The following is a 25,998-nucleotide window of genomic DNA, read 5'->3' on the forward strand; positions in this document are numbered from 1 at the left end:
CTCGGGCACGTCGATGCGCGGCGGTCCTGCCGTCGCCACCGCTTAGACGGTGGGGTCGGTCGACCTGCGCGGCTCGGGGGCGACGGACGGCGCAGTGCCGACGTCGGTGGCGCGCGGGGCTTCGGGGGCGGCGGCGACCTCGTCGTCGCGCTTCATCTCTTTCATCTCGCTCTTGAACACGCGAGCCGACTGGCCCACGCTCTTGGCGAGCGCCGGAAGCTTGGCGGCACCGAAAAGCAGGAGGATGACAGCGAGAACGGCGAGCAGGTGCCATCCGGTCAGACCTTGCAACATGAGGACTCCTCGACTCGTTCGGGCGGAACTCCAGTCTAACCCGCGTGGTTGCGACGGGCTTCAGCCACGGCGGGCGGGCGGGAACGACCGCGATCAGCGGTATTGGGCCAGACCGGCCGCGGCCCAGTCGGCCGCCGCGCGACGCGCCCCCGCCGGCTCGAGCAGCTCGACCTCTCCCCCGCGGCGGGCGGCGAGCCGCTTGAGGCTCTGCTCGTCGGCGAGGCGGAGGGATGCCACCGCGGTGCCGTCGCCCTCGTCGTCGATCTCGGCGCGCTCGAGGTAGTCGGCCAGCAGCGGCGCGACGGCGCGCGGGAAACGGAAACGCGCGACCACCTCGTCGTCGCTCGGGGCGAAGAGCTCGGGCACAGGGTCGGCTCCATGGATCGCCGGAGTGTCGGTGAGGCGGGGCGCGCTCACGCGATCGAGGTGGAACGTGCGCACCGCCTGCCGCAGGTGGTCCCAGCCCTGCAGGTACCACTGGTCGTTCGCGATGTGCACCTTGATCGGATCCACGGTGCGCGTGATCGGATCGGCCCCCGGAGCGCGGTAGGTGAAGGTCACGGCCACGCGGGCGCGCAGCGCGCGGTCGACCACGTCGCGCACGCCGTCGACGGGGCCGGGCGCCACGATCACCGGCGGTGGAGCGGTGGCCGCCCCGCGGGCGAGCTTGGCGAGCAGCGCCGTGACGAGCTCGCTGTCGCCGAAGCCCGGCAGGCTCCGCGCGAGCTGGAGACCGGCGAGCAGAGCCGCCGCTTCGCGCGCCGTCAGCCGGGGCGAGCGCTCGAGGCCCACGGTGTTCGTGATCGCGATGACATCGTCGCGATCGAGCAGGTCCCAGTCGATGTCGAACAGGTCGTGCGGCAACTGCCAGTAGCCGCGCTCGCCGGGCAGCCCGATCACCGTGAGTCGCTCGACCATCGCGCGCATCTCGTCGACGGTCACGTCGAAGTCGGCCGCGGCCTCGGCCACGGGCACCTCGCCCTTGCCGAGGAGATAGGGCACGAGCTGCAGCAGAAGGGCCGCCCTGTCGAGGGCGGCGACGGGGCGTTCGGGATTCACGCGGCACCCCCGTGCAGCACGACGGTCGCCTCGAGCCGGCGGATGACCTCGGCCCGCAGATCGGCGGGCTCGACCACGCGCACCTCGGGACCGTACGACGCCAGCTCGTCGGCGAAGACGTGCAGGTCGACGTAGGGCACGACGATCCCCTGCGGAACATCCTGCGGCGCCTCCTGGGCGCGCCGGGCGAGGCGCAGCGACGCCTCGGTGCCGGGGTGCACCTCGAGCAGGGCGCGCTGGCGGGCGGCGACGGCGCGCAGTCCCTCCACCGCGCGCTCGCCCGCACCCTCGAGGAGCTCCGGGGCGAACTTCTCGCGACGCAGGGTCACGTCGCCGACGATGCGAGAGAGCAGGAACGTGCGGTCGGCGTCCATGATGAGGTCGAACCCGTACACGTGCCAGCGCGCCTCGTACTCGACGAGCGCGAGGGGGCGGATGCGCCGCTCGCGCGGCTGCGCCTCGCCCGGCCGCAGGTAGGTGAAGGTCACGACGCGGTTCTGCTCGATCGCCCGCTGCAGCGTCGGGAAGGAGGAGTCGCGCACGCGGATGCGCGGGGCATAGCCGATGATCGGTTCGTCGACGGGGATGCCGAGGGCGCGGATCTTGCGCAGGCCGCTGCGGGCGTCCGCCGAGAGCGACTCGCTCCCCCACACGCCGCCGGCGATGTTGAGCAGGGCGACCTCGGCCGGGCTGAACGAGATGTCGTCGGGGAGGGCGTACTCCGCCGTCGGCACCCGGTAGCGGGCCTCGCGCAGGTCGTCGGGGTCGGCGCGGTTGCCGATGGTCTCGATCGGCACGCCGAGTCCGCGGAGGTTCTCTTTGTCGCGCTCGAACATCTTCTCGAGAGCGTCCTTCGAGGCTCCGGCCTCGAGCTGCTCGCGGTAGCCGGCCACCGAGGAGAGGATCGTGTCCTTGGTCAGCCCCTGCTCGGTCGCCATGAGCGCGACGACGAGGTTCACCAGACGCTCCTCGGGAGCGTTTCGGGAAGCGGCGGCCACCCGCCCATCCTAGGCCGGGGCCCCGCCCCGAACGACGACACCGGCCCGCGGACGCTCGCGCGTCCGGGGCCGGCGCCGGAGGTCGTGACCGGTCGGTGCTCAGCCGACGGCGCTCAGCCGACGGTGCCGAGGATGTCGACGACGTACACCAGGGCGGTGTTCGCGGGAGCCTGCAGCGCCTGCTGGTCCTGCTGGCTCTGGTCGGCGGGGACGACGACGAGGATCTGCGAGCCGACCGGCTGCCCCTCGAGGGCCGAGGCGAGGGCCGGGGGCAGGGCCGAGACCTTCGCCTGACCGGGGGCGCCGTTCTTCCAGGTGGAGGCGAAGGTCGTCTTGGCGCCCCAGGCGATGCCCTGCACGTGGATCACGGCGGACGAATCGGCGGTCAGCACGTCGCCGTCGCCCTTCTTGATGACCTGCGAGCGCACCTCGGTGGGGGCGTCGCCCGCGGGGATCACCACGCCGGGCTGGCCGTCGGGCGCGCGCACGACCGAGGGCATCCCCGAGTCGGCGTTGTACTGGTCGGCGCCGTTCGCGGCCGGGAGGAACACCTTGCGCACGTCGAAGACGAACACCGCGCCGTCGCCCTCGGTGACGCCGAGGGCCTGGGCACCCTGGGCGCCGAGGTCGGAGCCGGGGATCGCCACGGCGACGCGCGAACCCTCGGACACGCACTCCAGCAGCGGGGCGATCGAGGGAACGGCCTGGGTCAGCCGCGGCAGGGGCGTCGCCGTGGTGAGGTCGGCGTCGTACTTCGTGGCGACGAGCTGCTCGCCCGTCGCGGCGTCGAGCACGGTGACGTCGACCAGCGCGAGCTGCTTGTCGCTCGTGATGCGCGGGCCGTCGCCCTCGACGAGGGTCTGGGTGCCGGCCTGGGCGGGCACGAAGGGCGAGCGGACGGTGACGGACGGGGCCGAGCCGAGGTCGCCGGTCGCCTCGACGACCGAGGCGATCGCGCTGTCGGTGGGGGTCGGGCACGACGACGCGGCGGATGCCGAGCACCCGACGAGGCCGAATCCGGCCAGAGCGGTCACGGCCACGAGAGCGGGGAGTCTGCGCACCGGAACAGTTTAGGCGCTCCCGCGGGCCTCCCCCGCCGCCCCGACGGGCGCGGTCGGCTCAGGCGGGATCGTCCTGCCCGCGCCCGGGGGCACCGGCCACCGACTGCCGCACGCCCTCGGCGGACTTCTGCGCTTCGCGCACGCGCTTGCGCAGGTTCTTGTCGGTGATCTCGCGGTCGCCGACGGCGCCCGGCGTCCACAGCTCCACGTCCTCGTCGCCGTAGCTCGACTTCGAGGCGCGACGCTTCACCTCGGGCGGGATCGCGCCCGGCGCGAGGCGACGCGCCGTGATGAGGAAGCCCGTGTGGGCGACCATGCGGTGGTCGGGGCGCACCGCGAGGCCCTCGACGTGCCATCCGCGGACCATCGTCTCGCTGGCATCCGGCTCGGTGAACAGGCCGGTGCCGCGGATGTACTCGGCCACGCGGCTGAGCTGCGTGGCGGTGGCGATGTAGCAGAGCACCACGCCGCCGGGGGTGAGCGCGTCGGCGACGGCGTCGATGCACTCCCAGGGGGCGAGCATGTCGAGGACGACGCGGTCGACGGATGCCGGGGCCACCGCCTCCGGGAGGCTCTCGACGAGGTCGCCGACGACGACCTCCCACGTCGCGGGGTGCTCGCCGTGGAAGGTCTCGACGTTGGCGCGGGCCACCTCGGCGAACTCCTCGCGACGCTCGAACGACAGCAGGCGGCCGGCGGGGCCGATCGCGCGCAGCAGCCAGAGCGACAGGGCGCCGGAGCCGACACCGGCCTCCACGACCGTCGCGCCGGGGAAGACGTCGGCCTGCGCGAGGATCTGGGCGGCGTCCTTGGGGTAGACGATCGCCGCTCCGCGCGGCATCGACATCACGAAGTCGCGCAGCAGGGGGCGCACGGCCAGGTAGTCGTGCCCGGAGCTGTTGGTGACGACGCTGCCGTCGGGCTGCCCCACGAGGAGCGCGTGCTTCAGCACGCCGTTGTGGGTGTGCAGCTCGCCCGCCTCGCGCAGCGTGATCGTGTGCATGCGGCCCTTGGGGCCCGTCAGCTGCACGCGGTCGCCGATGCGGAAGGGTCCGCTCAGGTGGGGGGTCTCGCTCATCGGTTCGCTCGCGTTTCGGAGGGTCGGGTCGGGGTGTGCGCGCCGTGGAGGGCGCGGAGATCGGCGGCGGTCCGCCCCTCGAGGCTGGGCCACAGGGCGTGGGCCCCGACGCCGTCGAGCGGGACCATCAGCGGCACCCCGAGCGAGACGGCGCCGCTGGCGATCGCCGACCGGAGGCCGTTGGGGCTGTCTTCGATCGCGACGGCGTCGCGGATGTCGACGCCGAGCGCCTCCGCCGCCTGCAGGTAGGGATCGGGATACGGCTTCGGGCGCTCGACGTCGTCGCCTGCGACCACCACGTCGAAGGCCGGGAAGTCGATGAGCTCGGCGATCGAGAGGGCCATGCGCCGCATCGACATCGTCACGAGCCCGGTCTTGACGCCGTGCGCCTTGAGGTCGGCGAGGAGCTCGCGCGCGCCCGGTCGGAACGGCACGCCCGTGCTCGCGAGCTGGCGCAGCACCTCGTCGGTCAGGTGCGCGATGATCTCGTCGACGCCCCACGGCACCCCGGCGTTCTGCAGGAGCCGAGCGGAGTCCTCGAGGGCGAGGCCCACCATGCCGAGGGCCTGTTCGTGCGACCAGGTGCCCCCGAACCGCTCGACGAGGGGCACCTCGGCCGCCATCCAGTAGGGCTCGGTGTCGACCAGGGTGCCGTCCATGTCCCACAGGACCGCAGCGAGGGCGGAAGAAGTCATCGTTCCATCTTATGGAAGGCCGGGCTTCCCCCCGCTCCCGCGGGGCGGGGGCCTCCCCGGCTCGCGGCGCGGCGGGGTCCGACCGCCCCCGCACGCGTGCGCCTATCCTGGAACGAAGCCCCGACGGGGCAGAGGAGGTTGCGTGGACGCACTGGGTCGCCGGATCATCGTCGCCGCGTTCGACGGCTGGAACGACGCCGGAGAAGCCGCGTCCGCCGCGGCGGCGCTGCTGCGCGCCGACGCGGAGTACGAGGTCGTGCACACGGTCGACCCCGAGCTCTACTTCGACTACCAGTACACGCGCCCGCAGATCGGCCTCGACGCCGAGGGGCGGCGCACCCTGACGTGGCCCGAGGCGAAACTGCTGCGGCCGATCGAGCGCTCCACCGACGCCGAGATCTGGCTGCTCGTGGGCGTGGAGCCCGCGCGCGCGTGGCAGGCGTTCGCGGCGGAGTTCATCGACGTGGCCCTGCGCGAAGACGTGACCGGTTTCGTCGCCCTCGGGTCGATGATGTCGGACGTTCCGCACACCCGCCCCATCTCGGTCTTCGCCGGCAGCGACAACGACGCGGTCCGTCAGACGCTGGGGCTCGAGCGGAGCCTGTACGAGGGGCCCGTCGGCATCCTGAGCGCGATCGGCCACGCGGCCGAGCAGGTCGGCATCCCGACCGCGAGCCTGTGGGCCAGCGTCCCGCACTACGTCGCGGGCCACACGCCCTCGCCCAAGGCCACCCTGGCGCTGCTCGAGAAGCTCGAGGGCATCACCGGCATCACCGTGCCCCACGGCGACCTCGAGGCAGAGTCGCGGCAGTGGGAGGCGTCGATCGACGCCGCCGCCGCCGACGACGAGGAGATGAGCGACTACATCCGCCAGCTCGAGCAGACCCGCGACACGTGGGACTCGCCGGAGGCGTCGGGGGATGCCATCGCCCAGGAGTTCGAGCGGTACCTGCGCCGCGGCGGCGACGGCCCCACCAAGCCCGGTCGCGACGACCCGCCGCGTCGCTAGGCGGCGCTCCGGGCCGCGCCCGGTCCCTCCGACGGGCTCAGGGACCTCCCCTCCGTCACGAGGGTTGCGTGTGCGCGGAACGAGGTGGCTGAGCTCGTCGAAGCCACCGCAACCCTCCGCCTTCGCCCGCACACGACGACGGCGCCGCCCCGAGTGGGACGGCGCCGTCGTGCCATCCGGGATCAGCTGGTGATGACCGTCGACACGGCGGGGATGACCCCGGTCAGCAGCAGGACGATGATCAGCAGGCCCAGCGCGATGCGGTAGATCACGAACGGCAGGAAGCTGCCGCGCTTGAGGTACTGCATGAGGAACGCGATCACGAGGTAGCCCACGACGAACGCGATGACGGTCGCGATGGCGGTCTCGCCGAGGTTGTACGGGCCGGTGCCCTCGTCGAAGCTCTTGTACAGCTCGAACAGACCGCTCGCGAAGACCGCGGGCACGGCGAGCAGGAACGAGTACTCCGCCGCGGCGGTGCGCTTGTAGCCGAGCGCGCGACCGAGCGTCGTCGTCGCTCCCGAGCGCGAGACGCCGGGGACGAGGGCGAGGGCCTGCGCGAAACCGTAGGCGATGCCGTGCGGGTAGGTGAGGTCGTCGAGGTCGCGACGGCGCTTTCCGTAGTGGTCGGCGAGACCCAGCAGGATGCCGAACACGATCAGCACGATCGCGGTGATCCACAGGCTCCGGAAGTTGTCGCGGATGAGGCTCTGCAGCAGCACGCCCAGCAGCGCGATGGGGATCGTGCCGATGATGACGAGCCAGCCCATGCGGGCGTCGGGGTCGTTGCGCGGGACCTTGCCCGTGAGCGAGCCGAACCAGCGCGAGATGACGCGCCCGATCTTCTTGCGGAAGTAGATGAGCACGGCGAGCTCCGTGCCGATCTGGGTGATTGCGGTGAACGTCGCCCCGGGATCGGTCTGCGACGGGAGGAACTCGCCCACGATGCGCAGGTGCGCGCTGGAGGAGATGGGGAGGAACTCGGTGAGGCCCTGGACGAGCCCGAGGATGATGACCTCGAAGATATGCATGCGGTCCTTCAGTACGTCCGGAGGAGGTCGGCGAGAACACGTCGACCGAACTCGAGCGCGTCGACGGGGACGCGCTCGTCGACACCGTGGAACATCCCGGTGAAGTCGAGACCGGCGGGGAGTCGCAGCGGCGCGAATCCGTAGCCGGAGATTCCGAGGGCCGACAGCGCCTTGTTGTCGGTGCCGCCTCCCATGAGGTACGGCACGACGGGCACGCCGGGGTCATGCCGGTCCAGCTGGGCGACCATGGCGTCGACGAGGTCGCCCGAGAACGGCACCTCGAGGCCGATGTCGCGGTGCACGATCTCGATCTCGACGTCGTCGCCCACGATGCGGCGGATGTCGGCGAGGGCGGCGTCCTCGGTGCCGGGCAGCACGCGCACGTCGATGAGCGCCTCAGCGCGGTCGGGGATCACGTTGTGCTTGTACCCGGCGGTCAGACCGGTGGGGTTCGTCGTGGTGCGCAGCGTCGAGCGGATGAAGCTGGATGCCGCGCCGGTGCGCAGGGCGAGCGCGTCGGGATCGCCCGCGTTGTCACCCGTGATCTCTGCCAGGCCCGCCAGCAGCTTTGTCGTCGTGTCGGTCAGCCGGATGGGCCATTCGGTGCGACCGAGGGCGTCCACGGCCGTCGCGAGCTTGGTCACCGCGTTGTCGGCGTGCAGCCCGCTGCCGTGACCCGCGCGACCGCGGGCGACGAGCTTGATCCACAGGAGGGCCTTCTCGCCGACCTGCAGCAGGTACGCGCGCCGGTCGCCGACCGCGATGGAGTAGCCGCCGACCTCGCTGATGGCCTCGGTGGCGCCGGCGAACCACTCGGGCCGGTCCCGCACGACGCGCGCCGAGCCCTCGACGCCGCCGTTCTCCTCGTCGGCGAAGAACGTCACGATCACGTCGCGCTCGGGCTGCTGCCCCGCGCGCAGGATGTCGGCGACGGAGGTGAGGATCATGGCATCCATGTCCTTCATGTCGACCGCTCCGCGGCCCCACAGGATGCCGTCGCGGATCTCTCCCGCGAAGGGGTCGACGCTCCAGTCCTCGGCGACGGCGGGCACGACGTCGAGGTGTCCGTGCAGGATCAGCGCCGGCTTGTCGGGGTTGCGGCCGGGCACGCGGGCGCAGACGTTCGTGCGCCGCTCGACGGGCTCGTAGTACGCGGTCTCGAGGCCGAGCCCCTCGAGGTAGGCGCCGACGTACTCGGCCGCCTCGCGTTCGCCGTTCGCGCGACCCCCGCCGTAGTTCGAGGTGTCGAAACGGATGAGGTCGGATGCGATGCTGGCGACCTCGGGGACGTCGGTTTCGAGCTCGGGCATGCGCACTACGGTACCGGCGGCCGAGGTGCTCCCCCGACGCGTGTCGTCGTGAGACGGGTGTTATTCCGGGGTCGGACGCGCCCGGGCGTCACCGTCGGTTCGAGGCGGGGCTTCGGGCGTGGTAATGTCGTTCCTCGTTGCGAAAGCAGCGAAACACCCAGATGCGCGGGTGGCGGAATAGGTAGACGCGCTAGCTTGAGGTGCTAGTGCCCGTATAGGGCGTGGGGGTTCAAGTCCCCCCTCGCGCACAGAACGAAGAAGGCCCCGGATTCATCCGGGGCCTTCTTCGTTGTCTGCGGGAGCGGGAGGGCTGCGAACCCATGTGGGGTTGGGCCCACGCCGCCGGAGAGCGGCGCCGTGCACCCGAATGCCGCATCCACCCTTCGCCGCGCGAACCGTGACGCCGCAGAAACACCGGCGTAGCATCGCGCACTTAGCGTCGAGGCGTCCCCGGCAGATCGGATCACGCATGCCCCGCTTCCACGTCCCCACCATCGACATCTCGGCCTGGGTCGGGCCCGGCTCGCCCGACGCCCGCGCCGCCGTCGTGGCGGCCGTCGACCACGCGTGTCGCACGGTCGGGTTCATGCAGGTGGTGGGTCACGGCATCCCTCAGGCGGTCATCGACGACCTGCGCAACGGTCTCGACGAGTTCTTCGCGCTCCCCCTCGACGCGAAGAAGCGCTACGTGCGTCCCGCGGCCGAGAACCGGGGGTACAGCCCGCCCAAGAGCGAGTCGCTGAGCTACAGCCTCGGCGTCGATCCGGTCACGCGGATGAACGACTTCTTCGAGGCGTTCAACGTCGGGACGTCCTGGCGCGAATACCCCGGAACGGCGGCCACGGCCGACGACTACGCCGAGAACACGTGGCCCGACGACACCGAGCTGTTCGAGCCCGCCGTCTCGACTTACTACGGCGAGGCGCGCCGCGTGGCGCAGACCCTCACGCGCGTCTTCGCGGCGGCTCTGCGCGTGCCCGACGACTTCTTCGGCGACGTCACCGATCACTCGATCGACGTGCTGCGCATGAACAACTACGCCCTGCCGCCGGGCTCGATCGAGCTGGGCGCCGAGCTGACGGGCATGGGCGAGCACACCGACTTCGGCCTCGTGACGGTGCTGTGGGCCGACCGCGTGGCGGGGCTGCAGGTGCTGGGCCTCGACGGGTCGTGGAACGACGTGGTCCCGGCCGAGGGCGCCCTGCTGGTCAACCTCGGCGATGTCGCCGCCCGGCTCACCAACGACAAGTGGCTGTCGACGCTGCACCGGGTCAAGCCCCCGGTGATCGACGGGTCGATCGAGCGGCGCCGATCGGCGGCGTTCTTCCACGACGGGAACGCGGATGCCGTGGTGGGTCCCCTGCCGCACTTCGTCACGCCCGAGGCCCCCGCGGTGTACGAGCCGGTCACGGTGCGCGACCACATCGCCGCGAAGCTCGCCGGGTCGCGCGCCGGACGCAAGAACGTCGGCGCGGTCCGCGAGGCTGCGCGGGTGGCTGCGGCGGGGCGAGGCTGAGGCAAGGGGTCTGCGCGGGCCGGACGCCAACGGCGCGGCGCGGAACACGGGGCGCGACGCGGCCCGCCGTCGCAGCGAACCGCGCCGCGCCGCGGCCCGGGGTCAGGCCGCCGACACCCCGAACAGCAGACCGAGAACGTACGTCACCGCGGCGGCGCCGAAGCCGATCGCGAGCTGGCGCAGGCCCCGCTTGAGCGGCGAGGCACCCGAGAGCAGACCCACCATCGCACCGGTGGCCAGCAGCGCGATGCCGACGAGGCCGAGGGCGAGCGCCACGGCGCCGAAGCCGCTCATGCCGAAGATCCACGGCAGCACGGGGATGATCGCGCCCGAGGCGAAGAACAGGAAGCTCGACAGGGCCGCACCCCACGCGCTGCCGACGACCTCGTGCGAGGACTCCCCCGGTGCCGCGGCGACCGGGGCCGACCCGGCCTGGGCGGCCGTGACGACCTCGCGCGCCTTCGCGAGCGCGTCGTCGGAGTCCATGCCGCGCGTGCGGTACACGAGGGCGAGCTCGTTGGCATCCAGGTCGAGGTGGGGAAGGGCGGAGTCGGCGAAGTCGCTCTCCTCGGTGGCCTCGAGCAGCTCGCGCTGCGAGCGGACGGAGACGAACTCGCCGGCGCCCATCGACAGGGCGCCCGCGAGAAGGCCCGCGATGCCGCTGAACAGCACGAAGCTCGGCGCCACGCCCGTCGCCCCGACGCCCATCACGAGCGCGAGGTTGGACACGAGGCCGTCGTTGGCGCCGAAGACGGCGGCCCGGAAGGTTCCGGAGAGGCGCCGACGACCGCGGGCGGCGAGACCGCGCACGACCTCGTGGTGCACGCGCTCGTCCGCGGCCATCGCGGCGGTGGCGTAGGGCTCGTCGGCGTAGGGCGAGCGCGCTTCGGCGTTCTGGGCGAGGGCGAGCACGAAGATCGACCCGAACCGCCGGGCCATCCACGCCAGCAGTCGCGTGCCGATGCCGGGCGACGGCAGGCGCTTCGGCGTCTCCCCCAGCAGGTCGATCCAGTGCTGCTCGTGACGCCCCTCGGCCTCGGCGAGCTCGAGCAGGATGTCACGCTCTTCGCCCGTGCGGCGTGAGGCGAGCTCGCGGTAGACGCGGGCCTCGGCGCGTTCGTCGACGAGATAGCGCGCCCAGCGGCGGCGATCACGGGCGGTGGGTGTGGCGAGGTTCGTCACGGGTCTCCTTCGGGTCGTCCCCCACCGTAATGAGGGCCCTCGCCTCCCCCGGGCGCGTCGACCGATACTGACAGCATTTCGGCCCTCCGAAGCCCGGAACGACGCGGATGCCGAGGGGCGGATGCCAGCATTTCGGGGCCGCGAAACCGAGGTCGCGGCCGCCCTCCGCCGGCGGTCGCGCGGGCCACCCGGCGGCGTCCGGGGCGCGAGACTGCGCGCGGCCGACGAGACGGTTGCAGCGTGACGCCGGGTTGTCAGCGCGATGCAGTCTCAAAGTGTGGAACGGCCGAGCACGGGACGGCGCGGGACGCGCGCGCCGGGCGGCAGCCCCCGTGGGTCAGGAGCGCACGCGCTTGCGCAGCAGGTCGATGCGCGCCTGCAGCTGGGCGACCGTGGCGTGCGAGACGGCGGGGCCCCCGCACAGCCGGCGCAGTTCGGCGTGCACGAGTCCGTGCGGTTCGCCGGTCTGGCGGGCGTACAGCCCCACCATCGTGTTGAGCAGTTGGCGCTGCTCCTTGAGCGTGCGGTGCAGGGGGCCGGGCAGCCCGCCCTCGTCGACCGACGGCGGCTCGACGCCGTTCTCCTTCTCGTGCGCCTCCCGCGTCGAGCGGTGACGCGATTGCCGCGTCGCCCGCGACATGAGCACCTCGTGCACCTGCTCGGGCTCGAGAAGGCCCGGGATGCCGAGGAACTCCTCCTCCTCGATGGTTCCCGGAACAGCGAGCTGACCGAACTCCTGCCCGTCGAACATCACGCGGTCGAAGTGCGCGAGAGAGCCCAGCGCCTGGTACTCGAACTCCTGCTCGAGCGCGTCGGAGGCTTTGTCCTCGCGCTCGGCGGCATCCATCATGTCTTCTTCGGCGTTCCACTGGTCGTCCGCGTCGCTGTCGCGGTCGAGCGCGTGCTCGCGTTGCGCCTCCATCTCGCCGGCGAGGGCGAGCAGCTGCGGCACGTTCGGCAGGAACACGCTCGCCGTCTCACCCCGGCGCCGGGCGCGCACGAAACGACCGATGGCCTGCGCGAAGAACAGCGGGGTGGAGGCGCTCGTGGCGTACACGCCGACGGCGAGACGCGGAACGTCGACGCCCTCCGACACCATGCGCACGGCCACCATCCAGCGGGTCGTGCCCTTCGAGAACGTCTCGATGCGGCCCGAGGCCTCCGCTTCGTCGGAGAGGACGACGGTGACCTTCTCTCCGCTGATGTCCTCGAGGATGGCGGCGTAGGCGCGTGCGGCGGTCTGGTCGGTCGCGATGACCAGGCCCCCGGCATCCGGGACCGTCTCGCGAACCTCGGTGAGGCGACGGTCGGCGGAGCGGAGGACCGCGGGGATCCAGTCGCCGTTCGGGTCGAGCGCGGTGCGCCAGGCCTGCGAGGTGATGTCCTTGGTGTTGTCCTGACCGAGCTGGGCCTCCATCTCCTCCCCGGCCTTCGTGCGCCAGCGCATCTGCCCGGCGTAGACGAGGAAGAAGACGGGCCGGACGACGCCGTCTTCGAGGGCGCGCTTGTAGCCGTAGGCGTAGTCCGTGCGCGAGAGGCGGATGCCCTTGGAGTTGGGGTGGTACTCCACGAACGGGATGGGCGCGGTGTCGCTGCGGAACGGCGTCCCCGACAGCAGCAGGCGCCGGGTCGCGCGGTTGTACGCCTCGCGCAGGGCGTCGCCCCAGCTGAGCGCGTCGCCGCCGTGGTGCACCTCGTCGAGGATGACGAGGGTCCTGGCATCCATCGTCAACCGCTGATGCACCTCGGCCTTGACCGCGACCTGCGCGTACGTGACGGCGACGCCGTGGTACTGCCGGGACGGGGTGGCGTGCCGGTTGGAGAAGTACGGATCGAGACGGATGCCGACGCGCGCGGCCGCCTCGGCCCACTGGGTCTTGAGGTGCTCGGTGGGGGCGACCACGACGATGCGGTCGACGACGCGACGACGCATGAGCTCGGAGGCGAGGCGGAGGGCGAAGGTCGTCTTACCGGCGCCGGGGGTGGCCGCGGCGAGGAAGTCGCGCGGGCCCTTGCCGACGCCGTCGGGTCCGTCGGAGCCGAAGTACTGATCGAGCGCCTCGGCCTGCCACGCGCGCAGGCGCTGCGCGGTTCCCCACGGCGCGCGCTGCGGGAACGACGGGGAGAGGTGCTCGGCGGCGAAGGAGCCGAAGTGCGGCTCGGTCCCGTCGAGGGCGCCGTCGAACGCCGGGTCGGGGATCGCCCCCGGGGCGGGTGCGTCGGCGACCGGGGCGGTGGCGTGAGACGGGTCGAGGGGGGTGGACGGAGGGGCGACGGATGCCGCGGCCTCGGGCTCCGCGCGCGGGGTGGGGACCGGGCCGGGAGCGGCGACGGGGCCGGGGCTCGCGACCGGACCGGGGCTGGCGACCGGACCGGGACTCGCTATCGGCCCGGGACTCGCGACCGGACCGGGGCTCGCGACCGGACCGGGACTCGCGATGCGCGGCGTGGCCGTCGCGGCATCCGCCTGCGGGGGGTTCGAGGTGCGGGCTTCTTCTTCCAGCATCGAACCTCCATCCCTCGCGAGCGCGAACATCAACGATAGGCGAACGCGGAGTCCGCCACGCCCGGGTTGGGGATGGATCGCCCTCCCACCGGGCATAAACGCGATTCGTGCCGAGAAACGCGGCGACGCGGCATTTCTCGGCACGGACGGCGTTCATCGGGGCGTTGAGGTGGGGATTGCCGCGACCGGCGCCGCGCGGGAGCAGGCCGTCCGGCATCCCCCCTCGCCATGTCGGAGGCCCGGGGTAGCGTGGGGGACGGAGGTTTCGATGACTCTCGATCCGCGCTCGCCCCGCACCCCGTCCTCGCCCGACAACGCCGGACCCCACCCCTGGCGCCGCTTCGTCGCCCTGGGCGACTCGTTCACCGAGGGCATCGGCGACCCGCTACCCGACGGCGGACACCGCGGCTGGGCCGACCGCGTCGCCGAGGTGCTCGGCGCGCAGGTCGACGACTTCGCGTACGCCAACCTCGCCGTGCGCGGCAAGCTCATCGGCCAGATCGTGGCCGACCAGATCGAACCCGCCCTGGCGCTCAAGCCCGACCTCATCACGATCTCGGCAGGTGGCAACGACGTGATCCGCCCGGGCAGCGATCCCGACGCGGTCTCCCGCCAGTTCGAAGACGCCGTGGCGCGGCTGAGCGCCGACGGCGCCACCCTCGTGGTGTTCACGGGAGTCGACACCGAGTTCACGCCCGTGTTCCGCGGCATCCGGGGCAAGGTCGCGATCTACAACGAGAACATCCGCTCGATCGCCGACCGCTACGACTGCGTCGTCGCCGACCAATGGGGGCTGAAAGAGGTGCAGGACATGCGCTTCTTCGACGATGACCGCCTGCACTACAACTCTCTCGGGCATCACGAGGTCGCGCGCATGGTGCTGCGCGCGCTCAACGTGCCCAACGACCTCGAGCCCCTGCAGGCCGAGACCCAGGCGATCACCACGTGGCGCGCCGCGCGCGAGAAAGACCTCGTGTGGGCGCGCGAATACCTCGTGCCCTGGGTCCTGCGACGGCTGCGCCATCAGTCGTCGGGCGATCACATCCAGGCGAAGCGACCCGACCCCCTCCCGGTGGTGACGCTCGCCCCCGGTCCGGATGCCGCCGGCTCACGCGAGACGCAGGTCTGACCGCGACCGGTCGAGGTCGCTCCGCCGGCTCAGGTTCGAGTCACGCAGAGCCGGGTACGGCGACGTCAAGCCGAACCGCCGCGCGATCCGCCGGCTCAGGTTCGCGTCGCGCGGAGCCGAGCACGGCGACGCCGAGCCGAACCTCCACGCGTGCGGAGCCGTATCGCACTTCCCTCCCGCACGTGCGCACCGGGCGCGTCAGCCTCGCCCGTCCGACGGACCGCCCCTGCCCGCTCGCTCCGTCTCCCGCGCGCCAGCGACTCCCGCGCGCCAGCGCCTCCCGCGCGCCAGCGCCTCCCGCGCGCCAGCGCCCGCCCGCGCGTCAGCGCCTCCCGCGCCCCAGTTCCCACAGCGCCGCCGCGCTCGCCGCGGCGACGTTGAGCGAGTCCACTCCCCCGGCCATCGGGATCGTCACGACCGTGTCGGCCGCGGCGAGCGCGTGACGGCTGAGCCCGTCTCCCTCCGATCCCATCAGCAGCGCGACGCGCTCGTGGCCGGCGGCCGAGAAGGCGTCGAGGGTGACCGCGTCGTCCGACAGGGCGAGGGCGGCGAGGTGGAATCCGGCGTCGTGCAGGAGGGGCGCGGCATCCGACCACTCCGGCAGTCGCGTCCACGGCACCTGGAAGACGGTGCCCATGCTTACGCGCACGCTGCGGCGGTAGAGGGGATCGGCGCAGCGCGGCGTGACGAGCACGGCATCCGCGCCGAGGGCTGCCGCGGAGCGGAACGCCGCCCCGATGTTCGTGTGGTCGACGATGTCTTCGAGTACGACCACGAGCCGCGCGTCGCGCACGACGTCGGCGACGGATGCCAGGACCGGACGATGCATCGAGGCGAGAAGCCCGCGGTGCACGGTGTACCCCGTCACCTGTTCGGCGATCTCGGCCGGGACGACGTAGACCTCGGCATCCTCCCCCACCAGGGCGAGGGCGTCGGAGAGGAATTTCTCCTGCACGAGGACCGAGCGGGGGCGGTGCCCGGCCCGCAGCGCGCGGTCGAGCACCTTGGCCGACTCGGCGATATACAACCCGCCCGCGGGCTCGGACACGCGTCGCAGCGACACGTCGGTGAGATCGCGGTAGTCGGCGAGGCGCGGATCGTCGGCGGAGTCGAGGGGGATGACGGGCATCGTCCCATCCTCGCAGCACGTCCTCCTCGCACGCCCCCTACGGAATCGACTGTCCGGAACACCCGGACGAGGTGACGGAAGCGTCCGGGTTTCTCGGACACCCGGCGGGGGCGCTCGGGGGGGCGGGCGCGCGGGGGCGGGGGCGCGGGCCCGGGGCTCACGCCACGTGCAGCGCCTTGCCGCCGGCGATGACCAGGGCCCGCTCGGGCAGACGCACGAGCGCGTCCATCGGGTTCTCGGCATCCATCAGCACGATGTCGGCGCGCGCGCCCTCGACGAGATCGTGCACCTCGCGGCCCACGGCCCAGGCTCCCGCGCTCGTGGCCAGGCGCACCACGCGCTGCAGCTCGTCGTCGCGCACGAGGCCCCCGGCGCGGGCGTACTGCCACGCGATGCCGAGGGTGTCCCCGGTTCCGTAGGGGCTCCACAGATCCCGGATGCCGTCCGTGCCGAGGCCCAGCGGGATTTCGGCCGCGTCGAGCTCGGCGAGGGGCAGCTGAGCTCCGCGCAGGGGCGCCACGGTGGTCATCGTCATCCCGGCGTCGGCCATGACCGCCAGCAGGTCGCGGCGGCGAGCGGGATCCAGCTGGGCGACGGCGAAGCCGTGGGCGACGTTGACGCGGCCGTGCAGGCCGAGCCGCGCGGTGCGCTCCGCGAGCAGCTCGATCTGGAACGCTCCGAGCTCGGCGGGGTCGTGCAGGTGGATGTCGAGGCCGACCCCGGTCTCGGCGGCGAGCGCGGTGAGGGCGTCGATCTGACCCACGGGGTCGCGGTCGATCGAGGCGGGATCCAGACCGCCGATGGCGCGCACGCTGTCGCGGCCGGCTGCCTCGCGGAGCAGCTCGAGCACACCCGGTCGGCGCAGGACGCCGTCCTGCGGGAAGGCGACGAGCTGCACGTCGAGCGCGCCGCGGTACGCCGCGGCGGCTTCTTCGACGGCCTCGATCCCGCGCAGTCCGACGCCCGGATCGACGTCGACGTGCGTGCGGATGGCGGTGGTGCCGTGGCGCACGAGCTCGCGCAGCACGAGGGCGGACCGTTCGAGCGAGGGGATGCCGAGGGCGTCGCGCTGCGCGCGCTCGTGGCGGATGCGGCCCTCGGTGGAGCCCTCTCCCCCGTACGACTGCCACGGCAGTCCCCACCACGACTTGTCGACGTGGGCGTGGGCGTTGACGATCCCGGGGAGGGCGAGCAGACCGCGGCCGTCGAGTTCGCGCACCCCGATGGGGGCGGTGCCCGCGGGGCGGATGCCGGTGATGACCCCGTCGGCGATGTCGATGTCGACCGGGTCGGCGCCCCAGGGGCGTACGCGGCGGAGGCAGGTGACGTCGAGCATGGCGGGTGCAGCTGTGGGGGGCATGGGCTCAGTATCGGCGCGGCACGCGGGTGAATCCGGGTGCCGCGCGCGGGTCGGGGCGATCCGGCGCAGTGACTGGGCGTCGCGCCACGACGCGCGGGAGGGGACGCCCGTCGCGAGACCTCGACGCCCGCCGGGCGGGCCGGGGTGTCAGCGCCCCGCCATAGACTCGATGCGACGGAGGTGCGCATGACCGACACGGTGCAGGATGCCGAGTTCTCGGCATCCGTCGATCGTGCCGTCGAGGTTCTCGCGGGCCGTCGTGTGGCGGTGCTGACCGGGGCGGGCGTGTCGACCGATTCGGGGATCCCCGACTATCGCGGCAAGGGTGCACCCACGCGCACGCCCATGACGGCGCAGCAGTTCCTCTCCAGCCCCGAGGCGCGGCGCCGCTACTGGGTGGGCAGTCACCTGGGCTGGAAGGTGTTCGCCGCGGCCGAGCCGAACGGCGGTCACCGTGCGCTCGCGGCCCTCGAAGCGGCGGGCGTCGCGAACGGCGTCGTCACGCAGAACGTCGACGGCCTGCACGTGCGCGCCGGGAGCGGGCGCGTGGTGGAGCTGCACGGAACCCTGCGCCGCGTCGGGTGCCTGCACTGCGGGCAGGTGTTCGACCGCCGCGACCTCGCGGAGCGCGTCGAGGCCGACAACCCGTGGATCACCCTCCCCGAGAACGTCGAGCTCGGCCCCGACGGCGATGTCACCCCGGCCTCTGCCGAGGGCTTCGTCGTGCCGGTGTGCTCGGTGTGCGGGGGCACGCTCAAGCCCGACGTGGTGTTCTTCGGCGAGTACATCCCCGTCGAGAGGTTCCGCGAGGCGGAGCAGCTGGTGCACACGAGCGAGGCGCTCGTGGTGGCCGGATCCTCGCTCGTGGTGAATTCCGGCATCCGTCTGGTGGAGCGCGCGCGGCGCAAGCGCCTGCCGGTGGTCATCGTCAACCGCGGCGAGACCCGCGCCGATCAGCGCGCGAGCGTCAAGATCGACGGGAGCACGACCGAGGTGCTGCAGGCGTTCGCCGACCGGCTGCCGGGACTGCTCTGAGCGTTCGCGTGCCTCCGCCTTCCGCCGTCACCGTTCCCGGTGCACGCCGACCGGACTCTCGACGCCGTGCGGCCACGATCGCGGCGCTGCTCGCCATCCTGGTCGGACTCGTCGTGGTGGGGCGGGCCTTCGGGGGCACCCCGAAGGTGATCGAAGACGAACAGGCGGCGGGCTTCGCCGACGGGTCTCTGCTCGCGGCGATCACGGCCTTCGCCGAGACGAGCTCCGACCCCCGCGCGGCAGTGGACGCAGCTCTCGAGAGCGGGAAGCTCGCGGAGCGCACAGCTGAGCTGCCGTACGTGTGGCGCGTGATCTCGGACGACGGTGGGGCCCTCTCGGTCGTCACGTACGCGTACGCGAATCCGCAGGCCGCCGATGGGCCCTTCGCACGGCGCGGGTGGGGACGAGCCTGCCGGTCGTACGACATCCGCGTCGACGGCGTCGGGGCCCGTCCCATCGAGTGCCCTGCCGGAACCCCCGAGCAGGTCGGCGACTGAACCGGAGACCCCCACCACCAGCCGCCGGTTAGGCTCGGACGGTGACGATCCTGACTCTTGTGCGACACGGTGAGACGGCCTGGAATCACGGGGGCCGCATCCAGGGCTCGACCGACATCCCCCTCAACGACACGGGCCGCATCCAGGCGCAGGGCATCGCCGAGACGCTCGCTGCGGAGTACGCCGGTCGCGAGGTCGTCGTCGTCTCGAGCGACCTGTCGCGCGCGGCCGAGACGGCCGACGTGATCGCCGCGGCCCTGGGCACCACGGTGAGCCGACGGATGCCGGGGCTGCAGGAGCGCTCCTACGGCGAGGCCGAGGGCATGGACGCACCCACCTTCTACGACACGTACGGTCCGTGGCACGCGGCCGACGTCCCGGGCGCGGAGGCGTGGCCGGTCGTGCGCGAGCGCGCGCTGGCCGCGATCGCCGAGGTCGTCGCCGAGACCCCCGACGGCGTCGACGTGATCGCCGTCGCGCACGGCGCGCTGATCCGCGAGGTCATCATGTTCGCCACCGACGGGGAGTTCCCCCGCGAGGGCGAGCGTCTGCCGAACTGCTCGGCGACGACGTTCCGCCTCGACGGCGACGCGTGGGAGATGCTCGCCTACGCGGGCGTCGCGAGCTGACCCGCGGGCTTCATTCGCGCGCGCACGGCCCCGACGCGGGGCCCGGGCGCCGCGACCCCCGGGCGCTCATCCGCGCCCCGGCTCCGCCCCGGCCCGCGCGATCAGCGCGCGCGCGTGCCGCAGGATCGGCTCGTCGATCATGCGCCCCTCGAAGCGGAACGCGCCGCCCTCGGCCTCGGCGAGCACTTCGTGCGCCCACCGCAGCTGTTCCTCCGTCGGCGCGTAGGCCTCGCGGATCGTCGCGACCTGACCCGGGTGGATGCACGCGGTGGCCGCGAACCCAGAGGCGGCGGCATCCTGAGCTTCGAGGGAGAGACCCTCGAGATCGCCGATGTCGACGTGCACCGCGTCGATCGCGCGCTTGCCGACGGCTCCCGCGGCCAGCAGCACGCGCGCGCGAGCGAGGCGCGCGACGTCGCGATAGGTGGCGTCGGCGAATCTGCTGGAGGTGCCGCCGAGACTGGCGACGAGGTCTTCGGCTCCCCACATGAGCGCGACGACCTGGGGGACGGCGGCGAGCTGCTCCGCGTGCACCACCCCCCGGGCCGTCTCGCAGAGCGCGATGACGTCGTATCCCGCCAGCGGGGCGAGGGATGCCGGGTCCTCGGCCTTGGCGACCATGACCGTGCGGATGCGGGTCTGCGCGAGAGCGGCGAGATCCCGCGAGAACTCCGGAGTCTCGGGACCGTTGACCCGCACGATGACGCGGTCGGGGTCGGGATCCGCGGCGATCATCGCCTCGCGCGCGACGGACTTGGCGTGTCCGGCGACGGCGTCCTCGAGGTCGAGGATCGCGGCATCCGCCCGCTCGAGGGCTTTGGGCAGCCGCTCGGGGCGATCGGCGGGGACGAACAGCAGCGCGGGGCCGAGGGCGAACGGTCGCGTCCCCTCGCGGGAGTCGGGGTGCGCGCCGCTCATGCCCGCAGCCCCTCGTCGTTCCGGGCGGCGCTCGTGTTGACGACGCTCACGCCGCCGCCTCCTGGGCCCACACGAGCACCGTGCGCGTCGCCGTGGCGACGACCTCGTCGTTCTGCGAGCGACCCGTGTGCGCCATCACGACGACGCCCTGACCGGGGCGGGAGGCCGAGGGTCGCACCGACACGATCTCCGTCTCGGCCGTCAGGGTGTCGCCGACGAACAACGGCGCCGGGAAGCTCACGTCGGTCAGGCCGAGCTGCGCGACGAGCGTGCCCTGCGTGAGCTGACCGACGGACAGCCCGACGAGGGTCGACAGCGTCCACATCGAGTTCACGAGCGGCCGCCCGAACGGCTGGGACGCCGCGTACGCGGCATCCAGGTGCAGCGCCTGCGGGTTCATCGTGAGGGTGGTGAACAGCACGTTGTCGGCGTCGGTCACCGTCCGCCCCGGGCGGTGCGCGTACTTCTCCCCCACGACGAATTCCTCCAGATACAGGCCCCGCTGCTCGATCATGCGGCCACGGTACCGGTGAGTCCCAGCGCGCGCGAGATCACCATGAGCTGCACCTCGGTCGTCCCCTCGCCGATCTCGAGGATCTTCGAATCGCGGTAGTGCCGGGCGACGGGGTACTCGTTGATGAAGCCGTTCCCCCCGAACACCTGCGTCGCATCCCGGGCGTTGGCCATGGCCGCGTCGCTCGCGGTCATCTTGGCGACCGCGGCATCCACCGAGAACGGCTTGCCTGCGTCGCACAGGCGCGCGGCGTGCACCCACGCGAGGCGGGCGGTGTGCACGCGGGCGTGCATGCGCGCGAGCAGGAACTGCATGTTCTGCCGGGTCGAGAGGCGCTCGCCGAACACGGTGCGGCTGCGGGCGTAGTCGACCGCGGCCTCGAGGCACCCCTCGGCGGCTCCCGTGGCGAGGGCGGCGATCGCGACGCGCCCCTCGTCGAGCGTGCGCAGGAAGTTCTTGAACCCGTGCCCGCGCTCACCGAGCAGATTCGCCTCGGGTACCCGCACGCCGTCGAAGGCGAGGGGGTGCGTGTCGCTGGCGTTCCAGCCGACCTTGTCGTAGGCGGGACCCACGGTGAACCCGGGCGTGCCGTTCGGGACGATGATCGTGGAGATCTCGGGGCGGCCCGCGTCGGTGCGCCCGGTCACCGCCGTGACGGTGACGAAGCGGGTGATGTCGGTGCCCGAGTTGGTGATGAACTGCTTGGTGCCGTCGATCACCCACTCGCCGCCCTCGAGGCGCGCGGTGGTACGGGTCGCTCCGGCGTCGCTTCCCGCCTCGGCCTCGGTGAGCCCGAACCCGGCGAGCGCGCGACCCGCGACGAGGTCGGGCAGATACTCGGCCTTCTGCGCGTCGGTGCCGTAGCGGTGGATCGGCATGGCACCCAGGCCCACTCCCGCCTCGAGGGTGATCGCCATCGACTGGTCGACGCGGGCGACGCCCTCGATCGCGACGCAGAGGCTCGCGTAGTCGCCGCCCTGCCCGCCGACCTCCTCGGGGAAGGGCAGGCCGAACAGACCGAGCTCGCCCATCTGCGCGACGAGGTCGAGGGGCAATTCGTGGGCGCGGTCGGCCTCGTACGAGCGCGGCGCGATCACCTCGTCGGAGAACTCGCGCACCATCGCGCTCAGTTCGCGTTCGTCGTCGGTGAAGGCCTGCTGGCTGTCGATGCTCACGAGAGGGTCTCCTCGGGGGATGGGGTGGGGGCGGATGCCGGGGTGTCGGCGGAATCGTGCGGTTCGGGGTGGTCGCTCGGCGTCGGCGTCGGCTCAGCGATTCGCGCATCCCCAGCCGCACCTCCCGCATCTGCGTCGGAGGTTGCGCGGATCTCTGAGGTCGTGCGCGTGGGAGCCGGATCATCGCTGCGATCGCGCGGCTCACCGACCTCTGGCACCAGCGTCGCGACCACCGCGTCTCGTGCGACCTGCGCACCCGCGGACGTGCGCAGCCGCACCGTGCCGGCGTGCGGCGCGGTCACCGTGTGCTCCATCTTCATCGCCTCGATCGTGACGAGCCGGGCACCGGCTTCCACGGTGTCGCCGTCGGCGACATGCACGGCCACGACGGTTCCGGGAAGCGGGGCGAGCAGGTCGGGGTCGACGGCACCCGGTTCGCGGTGCGCCGCGGCCCGGCTCCGCGCGGCCGCGTCTCGTCGCGACACCACCCGCAGCCGGTGCGCTCCTCCGTCGGCGTGCACCCAGTACTCGACCGGGCCGCCCGCCACGACGGCGTCCTCCGCCGCGCGCGGCGCGACCGCGTGCACGCGCCCCGCGTCGTCTTCGAGGAACACCGTGCGAGCGGCCGTCGCTCCCCCGGCGCGCCAGGCCCCGACGCCACCCCAGACCGAGTCGTCCGCAGGGGTCCCGGCATCCGCCACCGCCCTGTCGGCGACCGCGGCGAGCGCGGCCCGGGGCGGCTCCGGAGCGTCGGGGATCCCCCGGCGATCGAGCAACCCCGTGTCGAGGTCGCCCGCGCGCACGGCGGGGTCGGCGAGCAGGGCCCGCAGATCGGCGATGTTCGTGTCGACGCCGAGCACGACGGTGTCGGCGAGCGCCGCGTCGAGGCGGGCGAGGGCCGTCTCACGGTCGGGACCGTGGGCGATGACCTTCGCGATCATGGGGTCGTACAGGGCGCTGACGACCGTTCCGGTTTCGACGGCGCCGTCGACGCGGGCACCGTCGACGCGGGCGGATCCCGGATGCCAGAGACTCACGGTCCCGGTCGCGGGCAGGTAGCCGCGGGCGGGCGTCTCGGCGTACACGCGCGCCTCGACCGCGTGCCCGTCGAGGCGGATCTCGCCGACCTCGAGCGGGAGGCCGGCGGCGACCCGCAGCTGCTGCTCGACGAGGTCGATGCCCGTGACCATCTCGGTGACGGGGTGCTCGACCTGCAGGCGCGTGTTCATCTCGATGAAGAACGGCTCGTCGAGGCGGTCGCCCGCGACGAGGAATTCCACGGTCCCCGCGCCGAGGTAGCCGACGCTGCGGGCGGCGGCGACGGCGGCCTCTCCGAGGAGGGCGCGGGTCGCGGCATCCACCACGGGCGAGGGGGCCTCCTCGATGACCTTCTGATGCCGCCGCTGCAGGGTGCACTCGCGCTCGCCGAGCGAGAGGGTCGTGCCGTGCGCGTCGGCGAGAACCTGCACCTCGATGTGGCGGGGGCGCTCGAGCAGCCGCTCGAGCAGCAGCGTGTCGTCGCCGAACGCGGCGCGCGCGACCCGGCGCGCGGTGGCGAGCGCGTCGGCGAGGTCGGCGGGCGCGGTGGCGATCGTCATCCCCTTGCCGCCCCCTCCCGCCGAGGGCTTGACGAGCAGCGGGTATCCGGCGCGCGCGGCCGCCGCGGCGATCTCGTCGTCGTCGAGTCCCACCGCCGAGAACCCCGGCACGGTCGGCACCTCGTGCGCCGCGACGTGCTCTTTCGCGCGGATCTTGTCGCCCATGACCTCGAGCGCCTCGACGCCCGGCCCGACGAACACCACCCCGGCCGCGGTGCACGCGCGCGCGAACGCGGCGTTCTCGCTGAGGAAGCCGTATCCCGGGTGCACGGCATCCGCCCCGCTCGACACCGCGGCGGCGATCACCGCGTCGACGTCGAGGTACGAGGCCACGCGCACGGCGTGGTCGGCCTCGCGGGCGTGTGGGGCGTCGGCATCCGCGTCGGTGTACACGGCCACGGAGCGGATGCCGAGCCGGCGGAGCGTGCGGAACACGCGGCGGGCGATCTCGCCGCGGTTCGCGACCAGCACGCGGGTGAAGAGGGGACCGCTAGACCGGGGGGTGGTGAAGACAGGAACGCTCATGATCACATCCGGAAGAGGCCGAAGCCCCGGTCGGCCAGCGGCACGCGGCTGACGACGTCGAGCGCGAGGCCCAGCATCGTGCGCGTGTCGACGGGGTCGATCACCCCGTCGTCCCACAGGCGGGCGGTGGCGTAGTAGGGGCTGCCCTGCTCGTCGTAGCGGGCGCGGATGGGGTCTTCGAACGCCTGGCGCTCGGCATCCGGCCACTGCTCACCTCGCGCGGAGCGCTGATCGCGCTGCACGGTCGAGAGGACGGATGCCGCTTGCGCGCCGCCCATGACCGAGATGCGGCTCGCGGGCCAGGTCCACAGGAACCGCGGGTCGTACGCGCGACCGCACATCGCGTAGTTGCCGGCCCCGTACGAGCCGCCGACGAGCACGGTGAGCTTGGGCACGCGGGTGGTGGCGACGGCGGTGACCATCTTGGCTCCGTCTTTCGCGATGCCCCCGGCCTCGGCGTCGCGCCCGACCATGAAGCCGGTGATGTTCTGCAGGAACAGCAGGGGGATGCCGCGCTGGTCGGCGAGTTCGATGAAGTGCGCCGCCTTGAGGGCCGACTCGCTGAAGAGCACGCCGTCGTTCGCGATGACCGCGACCGGGTGGCCGTGCAGGCGCGCGAACGCGGTGATGACGCTCTCGCCGTAGAGCGCCTTGAACTCGTGCAGCGAATCCGCGTCGACGAGGGTGTCGATGACGGCGCGCATGTCGACGGGCTGCGCGACGTCGACGGGGAGGAGGTCGTACAGATCGTGCGGGTCGCGGACGGGCTCGGCGGTCTCCGCGACCTCCCACACCGGCGCGGGCGTGGGCGGGAGGGTCGCGACGATGTCGCGGACGATCTCGAGCGCGTGCTCGTCGTCGTCGGCGAGGTGGTCCACGACTCCCGAGCGGCGCGCGTGCAGGTCGCCGCCGCCGAGCTGCTCGGCGGTGACGTCTTCGCCGATCGCGGCTTTCACCAGCGGCGGGCCCCCGAGGAACACCGTGCCCTGGCCCCGCACGATGACGCTCTCGTCGCTCATCGCCGGCACGTAGGCCCCGCCCGCGGTGCACGAGCCCATCACCGCGGCGATCTGCGGGATGCCGCGGGCCGACAGCTGCGCCTGATTGCGGAAGATGCGGCCGAAGTGGTCGCGGTCGGGGAACACCTCGTCCTGCATCGGGAGGAAGGCTCCGCCCGAGTCGACGAGGTAGACGCACGGGAGCCGGTTGTCGAGGGCGATCTCCTGCGCGCGGAGGTGCTTCTTGACGGTGAGGGGGAAGTACGCCCCGCCCTTCACGGTGGCGTCGTTGGCGACGACCATCACGTGGCGTCCGTGCACGAGGCCGATGCCGGCGACGACCCCGGCTCCCGGCGCTCCTCCGTCGTAGAGACCGTGGGCGGCGAGCGGCGCGACCTCGAGGAAGGGACTGCCCTCGTCGAGCAAGCGGTCGATGCGGTCGCGGGCGAGGAGTTTGCCGCGTGCCGTGTGGCGGGCGCGCGCGGCGTCCGATCCCCCGCGGGCCGTGCGCGCGAGCGTGGCGCGCAGGTGGTCGGCGAGGTCGCGCTGGGTGGGCGCAGGGGTGGCGCCCGGCGCGGGGGTGGCGCCCGGCGCGGCGGCTGCGCCCGGCGCGGGGGCTGCGCCCGGCGCGGCGGCTGACGGCGCCGTGTCCCGCGCGGGGGCGTCGGGTGCGGGGTCGGTGACCGGTGCTGTGCTCATGGCGGCTCCGTCTCGGCGCCGCATCGTCGACGGCGCCGTCGTCTCCCGCGGGG

23 protein-coding genes and 1 tRNA gene are annotated in these 25,998 nt (G+C 72.9%); 7 read left to right on the forward strand and 17 right to left on the reverse strand.

What is annotated here, in order from left to right:
* Nucleotides 1-42 precede the first annotated feature (42 nt).
* The 6 genes from tatA to FB047_RS03155 form a co-directional block, all read right to left on the reverse strand.
* Entirely contained in the window at nt 43-294 is a 252-nt protein-coding gene (gene tatA / locus FB047_RS03130) for a twin-arginine translocase TatA/TatE family subunit (RefSeq protein WP_136585740.1), read from the reverse strand.
* Nucleotides 295-387: 93 nt separating this feature from the next.
* Nucleotides 388-1,353 (reverse strand): helix-turn-helix transcriptional regulator, encoded by a 966-nt coding sequence (locus FB047_RS03135; protein ID WP_136585741.1) that lies wholly within the window; start codon nt 1,351-1,353, stop codon nt 388-390.
* Entirely contained in the window at nt 1,350-2,291 is a 942-nt protein-coding gene (locus tag FB047_RS03140) for a helix-turn-helix transcriptional regulator (RefSeq protein WP_136585868.1), read from the reverse strand. Before FB047_RS03140 ends, FB047_RS03135 begins: the two co-directional genes overlap by 4 nt.
* A gap of 173 nt (nt 2,292-2,464) precedes the next feature.
* Nucleotides 2,465-3,412, reverse strand: coding sequence for an FKBP-type peptidyl-prolyl cis-trans isomerase (locus FB047_RS03145; RefSeq protein WP_136585742.1), 948 nt, complete (start codon nt 3,410-3,412; stop codon nt 2,465-2,467).
* A gap of 58 nt (nt 3,413-3,470) precedes the next feature.
* On the reverse strand, nt 3,471-4,490 hold the full coding sequence (locus tag FB047_RS03150; RefSeq protein WP_136585743.1) for a tRNA (adenine-N1)-methyltransferase: 1,020 nt from the start codon (nt 4,488-4,490) through the stop codon (nt 3,471-3,473).
* Nucleotides 4,487-5,185 carry an HAD family hydrolase gene (locus tag FB047_RS03155; RefSeq protein WP_136585744.1) on the reverse strand — a complete coding sequence of 233 codons (699 nt, stop codon included), beginning with the start codon at nt 5,183-5,185 and terminating at the stop codon, nt 4,487-4,489. Before FB047_RS03155 ends, FB047_RS03150 begins: the two co-directional genes overlap by 4 nt.
* A 142-nt stretch (nt 5,186-5,327) precedes the next feature.
* On the opposite strand from FB047_RS03155, the gene FB047_RS03160 reads away from it, so the two are divergent.
* Entirely contained in the window at nt 5,328-6,194 is an 867-nt protein-coding gene (locus FB047_RS03160; protein WP_136585745.1) for a PAC2 family protein, read from the forward strand.
* 182 nt (nt 6,195-6,376) lie between these two features.
* Here the strand turns inward: FB047_RS03160 and FB047_RS03165 are convergent, their stop codons facing one another.
* Nucleotides 6,377-7,225, reverse strand: a complete 849-nt coding sequence (locus tag FB047_RS03165; RefSeq protein WP_136585746.1) for an undecaprenyl-diphosphate phosphatase — start codon at nt 7,223-7,225, stop codon at nt 6,377-6,379.
* Between the two features lie 8 nt (nt 7,226-7,233).
* Entirely contained in the window at nt 7,234-8,535 is a 1,302-nt protein-coding gene (locus FB047_RS03170) for a M20/M25/M40 family metallo-hydrolase (RefSeq protein ID WP_136585747.1), read from the reverse strand.
* A gap of 163 nt (nt 8,536-8,698) precedes the next feature.
* Between FB047_RS03170 and FB047_RS03175 the strand changes: the two genes are divergently transcribed.
* Nucleotides 8,699-8,783, forward strand: a tRNA-Leu gene (locus FB047_RS03175).
* A gap of 221 nt (nt 8,784-9,004) precedes the next feature.
* Nucleotides 9,005-10,051, forward strand: coding sequence for an isopenicillin N synthase family dioxygenase (locus FB047_RS03180; RefSeq protein WP_136585748.1), 1,047 nt, complete (start codon nt 9,005-9,007; stop codon nt 10,049-10,051).
* Between the two features lie 102 nt (nt 10,052-10,153).
* Here FB047_RS03180 and FB047_RS03185 read toward each other — a convergent pair whose 3' ends face one another.
* Together FB047_RS03185 and FB047_RS03190 are read right to left on the reverse strand one after the other, a co-directional pair.
* Nucleotides 10,154-11,233, reverse strand: a complete 1,080-nt coding sequence (locus FB047_RS03185; RefSeq protein WP_136585749.1) for a VIT1/CCC1 transporter family protein — start codon at nt 11,231-11,233, stop codon at nt 10,154-10,156.
* A 337-nt stretch (nt 11,234-11,570) separates the two neighbouring features.
* Nucleotides 11,571-13,739, reverse strand: a complete 2,169-nt coding sequence (locus tag FB047_RS03190; RefSeq protein WP_240752523.1) for a DEAD/DEAH box helicase family protein — start codon at nt 13,737-13,739, stop codon at nt 11,571-11,573.
* A 268-nt stretch (nt 13,740-14,007) separates the two neighbouring features.
* Here FB047_RS03190 and FB047_RS03195 point away from each other — a divergent pair, with 268 nt between their 5' ends.
* Nucleotides 14,008-14,868, forward strand: a complete 861-nt coding sequence (locus FB047_RS03195) for an SGNH/GDSL hydrolase family protein (protein WP_136585750.1) — start codon at nt 14,008-14,010, stop codon at nt 14,866-14,868.
* Nucleotides 14,869-15,190: 322 nt separating this feature from the next.
* Here the strand turns inward: FB047_RS03195 and FB047_RS03200 are convergent, their stop codons facing one another.
* Together FB047_RS03200 and FB047_RS03205 are read right to left on the reverse strand one after the other, a co-directional pair.
* Nucleotides 15,191-15,997 carry a TrmH family RNA methyltransferase gene (locus tag FB047_RS03200; RefSeq protein ID WP_136585751.1) on the reverse strand — a complete coding sequence of 269 codons (807 nt, stop codon included), beginning with the start codon at nt 15,995-15,997 and terminating at the stop codon, nt 15,191-15,193.
* A 157-nt stretch (nt 15,998-16,154) separates the two neighbouring features.
* Nucleotides 16,155-17,357, reverse strand: coding sequence for an amidohydrolase family protein (locus tag FB047_RS03205; RefSeq protein ID WP_240752525.1), 1,203 nt, complete (start codon nt 17,355-17,357; stop codon nt 16,155-16,157).
* A gap of 186 nt (nt 17,358-17,543) precedes the next feature.
* Here FB047_RS03205 and FB047_RS03210 point away from each other — a divergent pair, with 186 nt between their 5' ends.
* Genes FB047_RS03210 through FB047_RS03220 form a run of 3 tightly spaced genes read left to right on the forward strand, consistent with a single transcriptional unit; the run spans nt 17,544 to nt 19,518 of the window.
* Nucleotides 17,544-18,392 carry a Sir2 family NAD-dependent protein deacetylase gene (locus FB047_RS03210; RefSeq protein WP_136585752.1) on the forward strand — a complete coding sequence of 283 codons (849 nt, stop codon included), beginning with the start codon at nt 17,544-17,546 and terminating at the stop codon, nt 18,390-18,392.
* An 8-nt stretch (nt 18,393-18,400) separates the two neighbouring features.
* A complete protein-coding gene (locus FB047_RS03215; RefSeq protein WP_136585753.1) occupies nt 18,401-18,889 on the forward strand; it encodes a hypothetical protein in 489 nt (162 codons plus the stop codon).
* A 41-nt stretch (nt 18,890-18,930) separates the two neighbouring features.
* Nucleotides 18,931-19,518, forward strand: coding sequence for a histidine phosphatase family protein (locus FB047_RS03220; protein ID WP_136585754.1), 588 nt, complete (start codon nt 18,931-18,933; stop codon nt 19,516-19,518).
* A 66-nt stretch (nt 19,519-19,584) separates the two neighbouring features.
* Here the strand turns inward: FB047_RS03220 and FB047_RS03225 are convergent, their stop codons facing one another.
* From FB047_RS03225 to FB047_RS03245, 5 genes are read right to left on the reverse strand one after another with little or no spacing between them, the layout of a single operon-like run.
* Nucleotides 19,585-20,436, reverse strand: coding sequence for an HpcH/HpaI aldolase/citrate lyase family protein (locus tag FB047_RS03225; protein ID WP_136585755.1), 852 nt, complete (start codon nt 20,434-20,436; stop codon nt 19,585-19,587).
* A gap of 46 nt (nt 20,437-20,482) precedes the next feature.
* On the reverse strand, nt 20,483-20,950 hold the full coding sequence (locus FB047_RS03230) for a MaoC family dehydratase (protein WP_136585756.1): 468 nt from the start codon (nt 20,948-20,950) through the stop codon (nt 20,483-20,485).
* Nucleotides 20,947-22,125 (reverse strand): acyl-CoA dehydrogenase family protein, encoded by a 1,179-nt coding sequence (locus FB047_RS03235; RefSeq protein ID WP_136585757.1) that lies wholly within the window; start codon nt 22,123-22,125, stop codon nt 20,947-20,949. Before FB047_RS03235 ends, FB047_RS03230 begins: the two co-directional genes overlap by 4 nt.
* A complete protein-coding gene (locus FB047_RS03240) occupies nt 22,122-24,248 on the reverse strand; it encodes an ATP-binding protein (RefSeq protein WP_136585758.1) in 2,127 nt (708 codons plus the stop codon). Before FB047_RS03240 ends, FB047_RS03235 begins: the two co-directional genes overlap by 4 nt.
* A 2-nt stretch (nt 24,249-24,250) precedes the next feature.
* Complete coding sequence (locus tag FB047_RS03245) at nt 24,251-25,945, reverse strand: carboxyl transferase domain-containing protein (protein WP_136585759.1); 1,695 nt, start codon at nt 25,943-25,945, stop codon at nt 24,251-24,253.
* Nucleotides 25,946-25,998 lie beyond the last annotated feature (53 nt).

The organism is Microbacterium hydrothermale (assembly GCF_004854025.1).
GTDB classification, from domain to species: domain Bacteria; phylum Actinomycetota; class Actinomycetes; order Actinomycetales; family Microbacteriaceae; genus Microbacterium; species Microbacterium hydrothermale.

Bases quoted from the DNA above. Each gene is read 5' to 3' on its own strand.
- FB047_RS03195 (WP_136585750.1), top strand. From the start codon at position 14,008: ATGACTCTCGATCCGCGCTCGCCCCGCACCCCGTCCTCGCCCGACAAC.
- FB047_RS03245 (WP_136585759.1), bottom strand. From the start codon at position 25,945: ATGAGCACAGCACCGGTCACCGACCCCGCACCCGACGCCCCCGCGCGG.
- FB047_RS03240 (WP_136585758.1), bottom strand. From the start codon at position 24,248: ATGAGCGTTCCTGTCTTCACCACCCCCCGGTCTAGCGGTCCCCTCTTC.
- FB047_RS03190 (WP_240752523.1), bottom strand. From the start codon at position 13,739: ATGCTGGAAGAAGAAGCCCGCACCTCGAACCCCCCGCAGGCGGATGCC.
- tatA (WP_136585740.1), bottom strand. From the start codon at position 294: ATGTTGCAAGGTCTGACCGGATGGCACCTGCTCGCCGTTCTCGCTGTC.
- FB047_RS03140 (WP_136585868.1), bottom strand. From the start codon at position 2,291: ATGGCGACCGAGCAGGGGCTGACCAAGGACACGATCCTCTCCTCGGTG.
- FB047_RS03165 (WP_136585746.1), bottom strand. From the start codon at position 7,225: ATGCATATCTTCGAGGTCATCATCCTCGGGCTCGTCCAGGGCCTCACC.
- FB047_RS03155 (WP_136585744.1), bottom strand. From the start codon at position 5,185: ATGACTTCTTCCGCCCTCGCTGCGGTCCTGTGGGACATGGACGGCACC.
- FB047_RS03230 (WP_136585756.1), bottom strand. From the start codon at position 20,950: ATGATCGAGCAGCGGGGCCTGTATCTGGAGGAATTCGTCGTGGGGGAG.
- FB047_RS03205 (WP_240752525.1), bottom strand. From the start codon at position 17,357: ATGCCCCCCACAGCTGCACCCGCCATGCTCGACGTCACCTGCCTCCGC.
- FB047_RS03225 (WP_136585755.1), bottom strand. From the start codon at position 20,436: ATGAGCGGCGCGCACCCCGACTCCCGCGAGGGGACGCGACCGTTCGCC.
- FB047_RS03210 (WP_136585752.1), top strand. From the start codon at position 17,544: ATGACCGACACGGTGCAGGATGCCGAGTTCTCGGCATCCGTCGATCGT.
- FB047_RS03200 (WP_136585751.1), bottom strand. From the start codon at position 15,997: ATGCCCGTCATCCCCCTCGACTCCGCCGACGATCCGCGCCTCGCCGAC.
- FB047_RS03180 (WP_136585748.1), top strand. From the start codon at position 9,005: ATGCCCCGCTTCCACGTCCCCACCATCGACATCTCGGCCTGGGTCGGG.
- FB047_RS03150 (WP_136585743.1), bottom strand. From the start codon at position 4,490: ATGAGCGAGACCCCCCACCTGAGCGGACCCTTCCGCATCGGCGACCGC.
- FB047_RS03170 (WP_136585747.1), bottom strand. From the start codon at position 8,535: ATGCCCGAGCTCGAAACCGACGTCCCCGAGGTCGCCAGCATCGCATCC.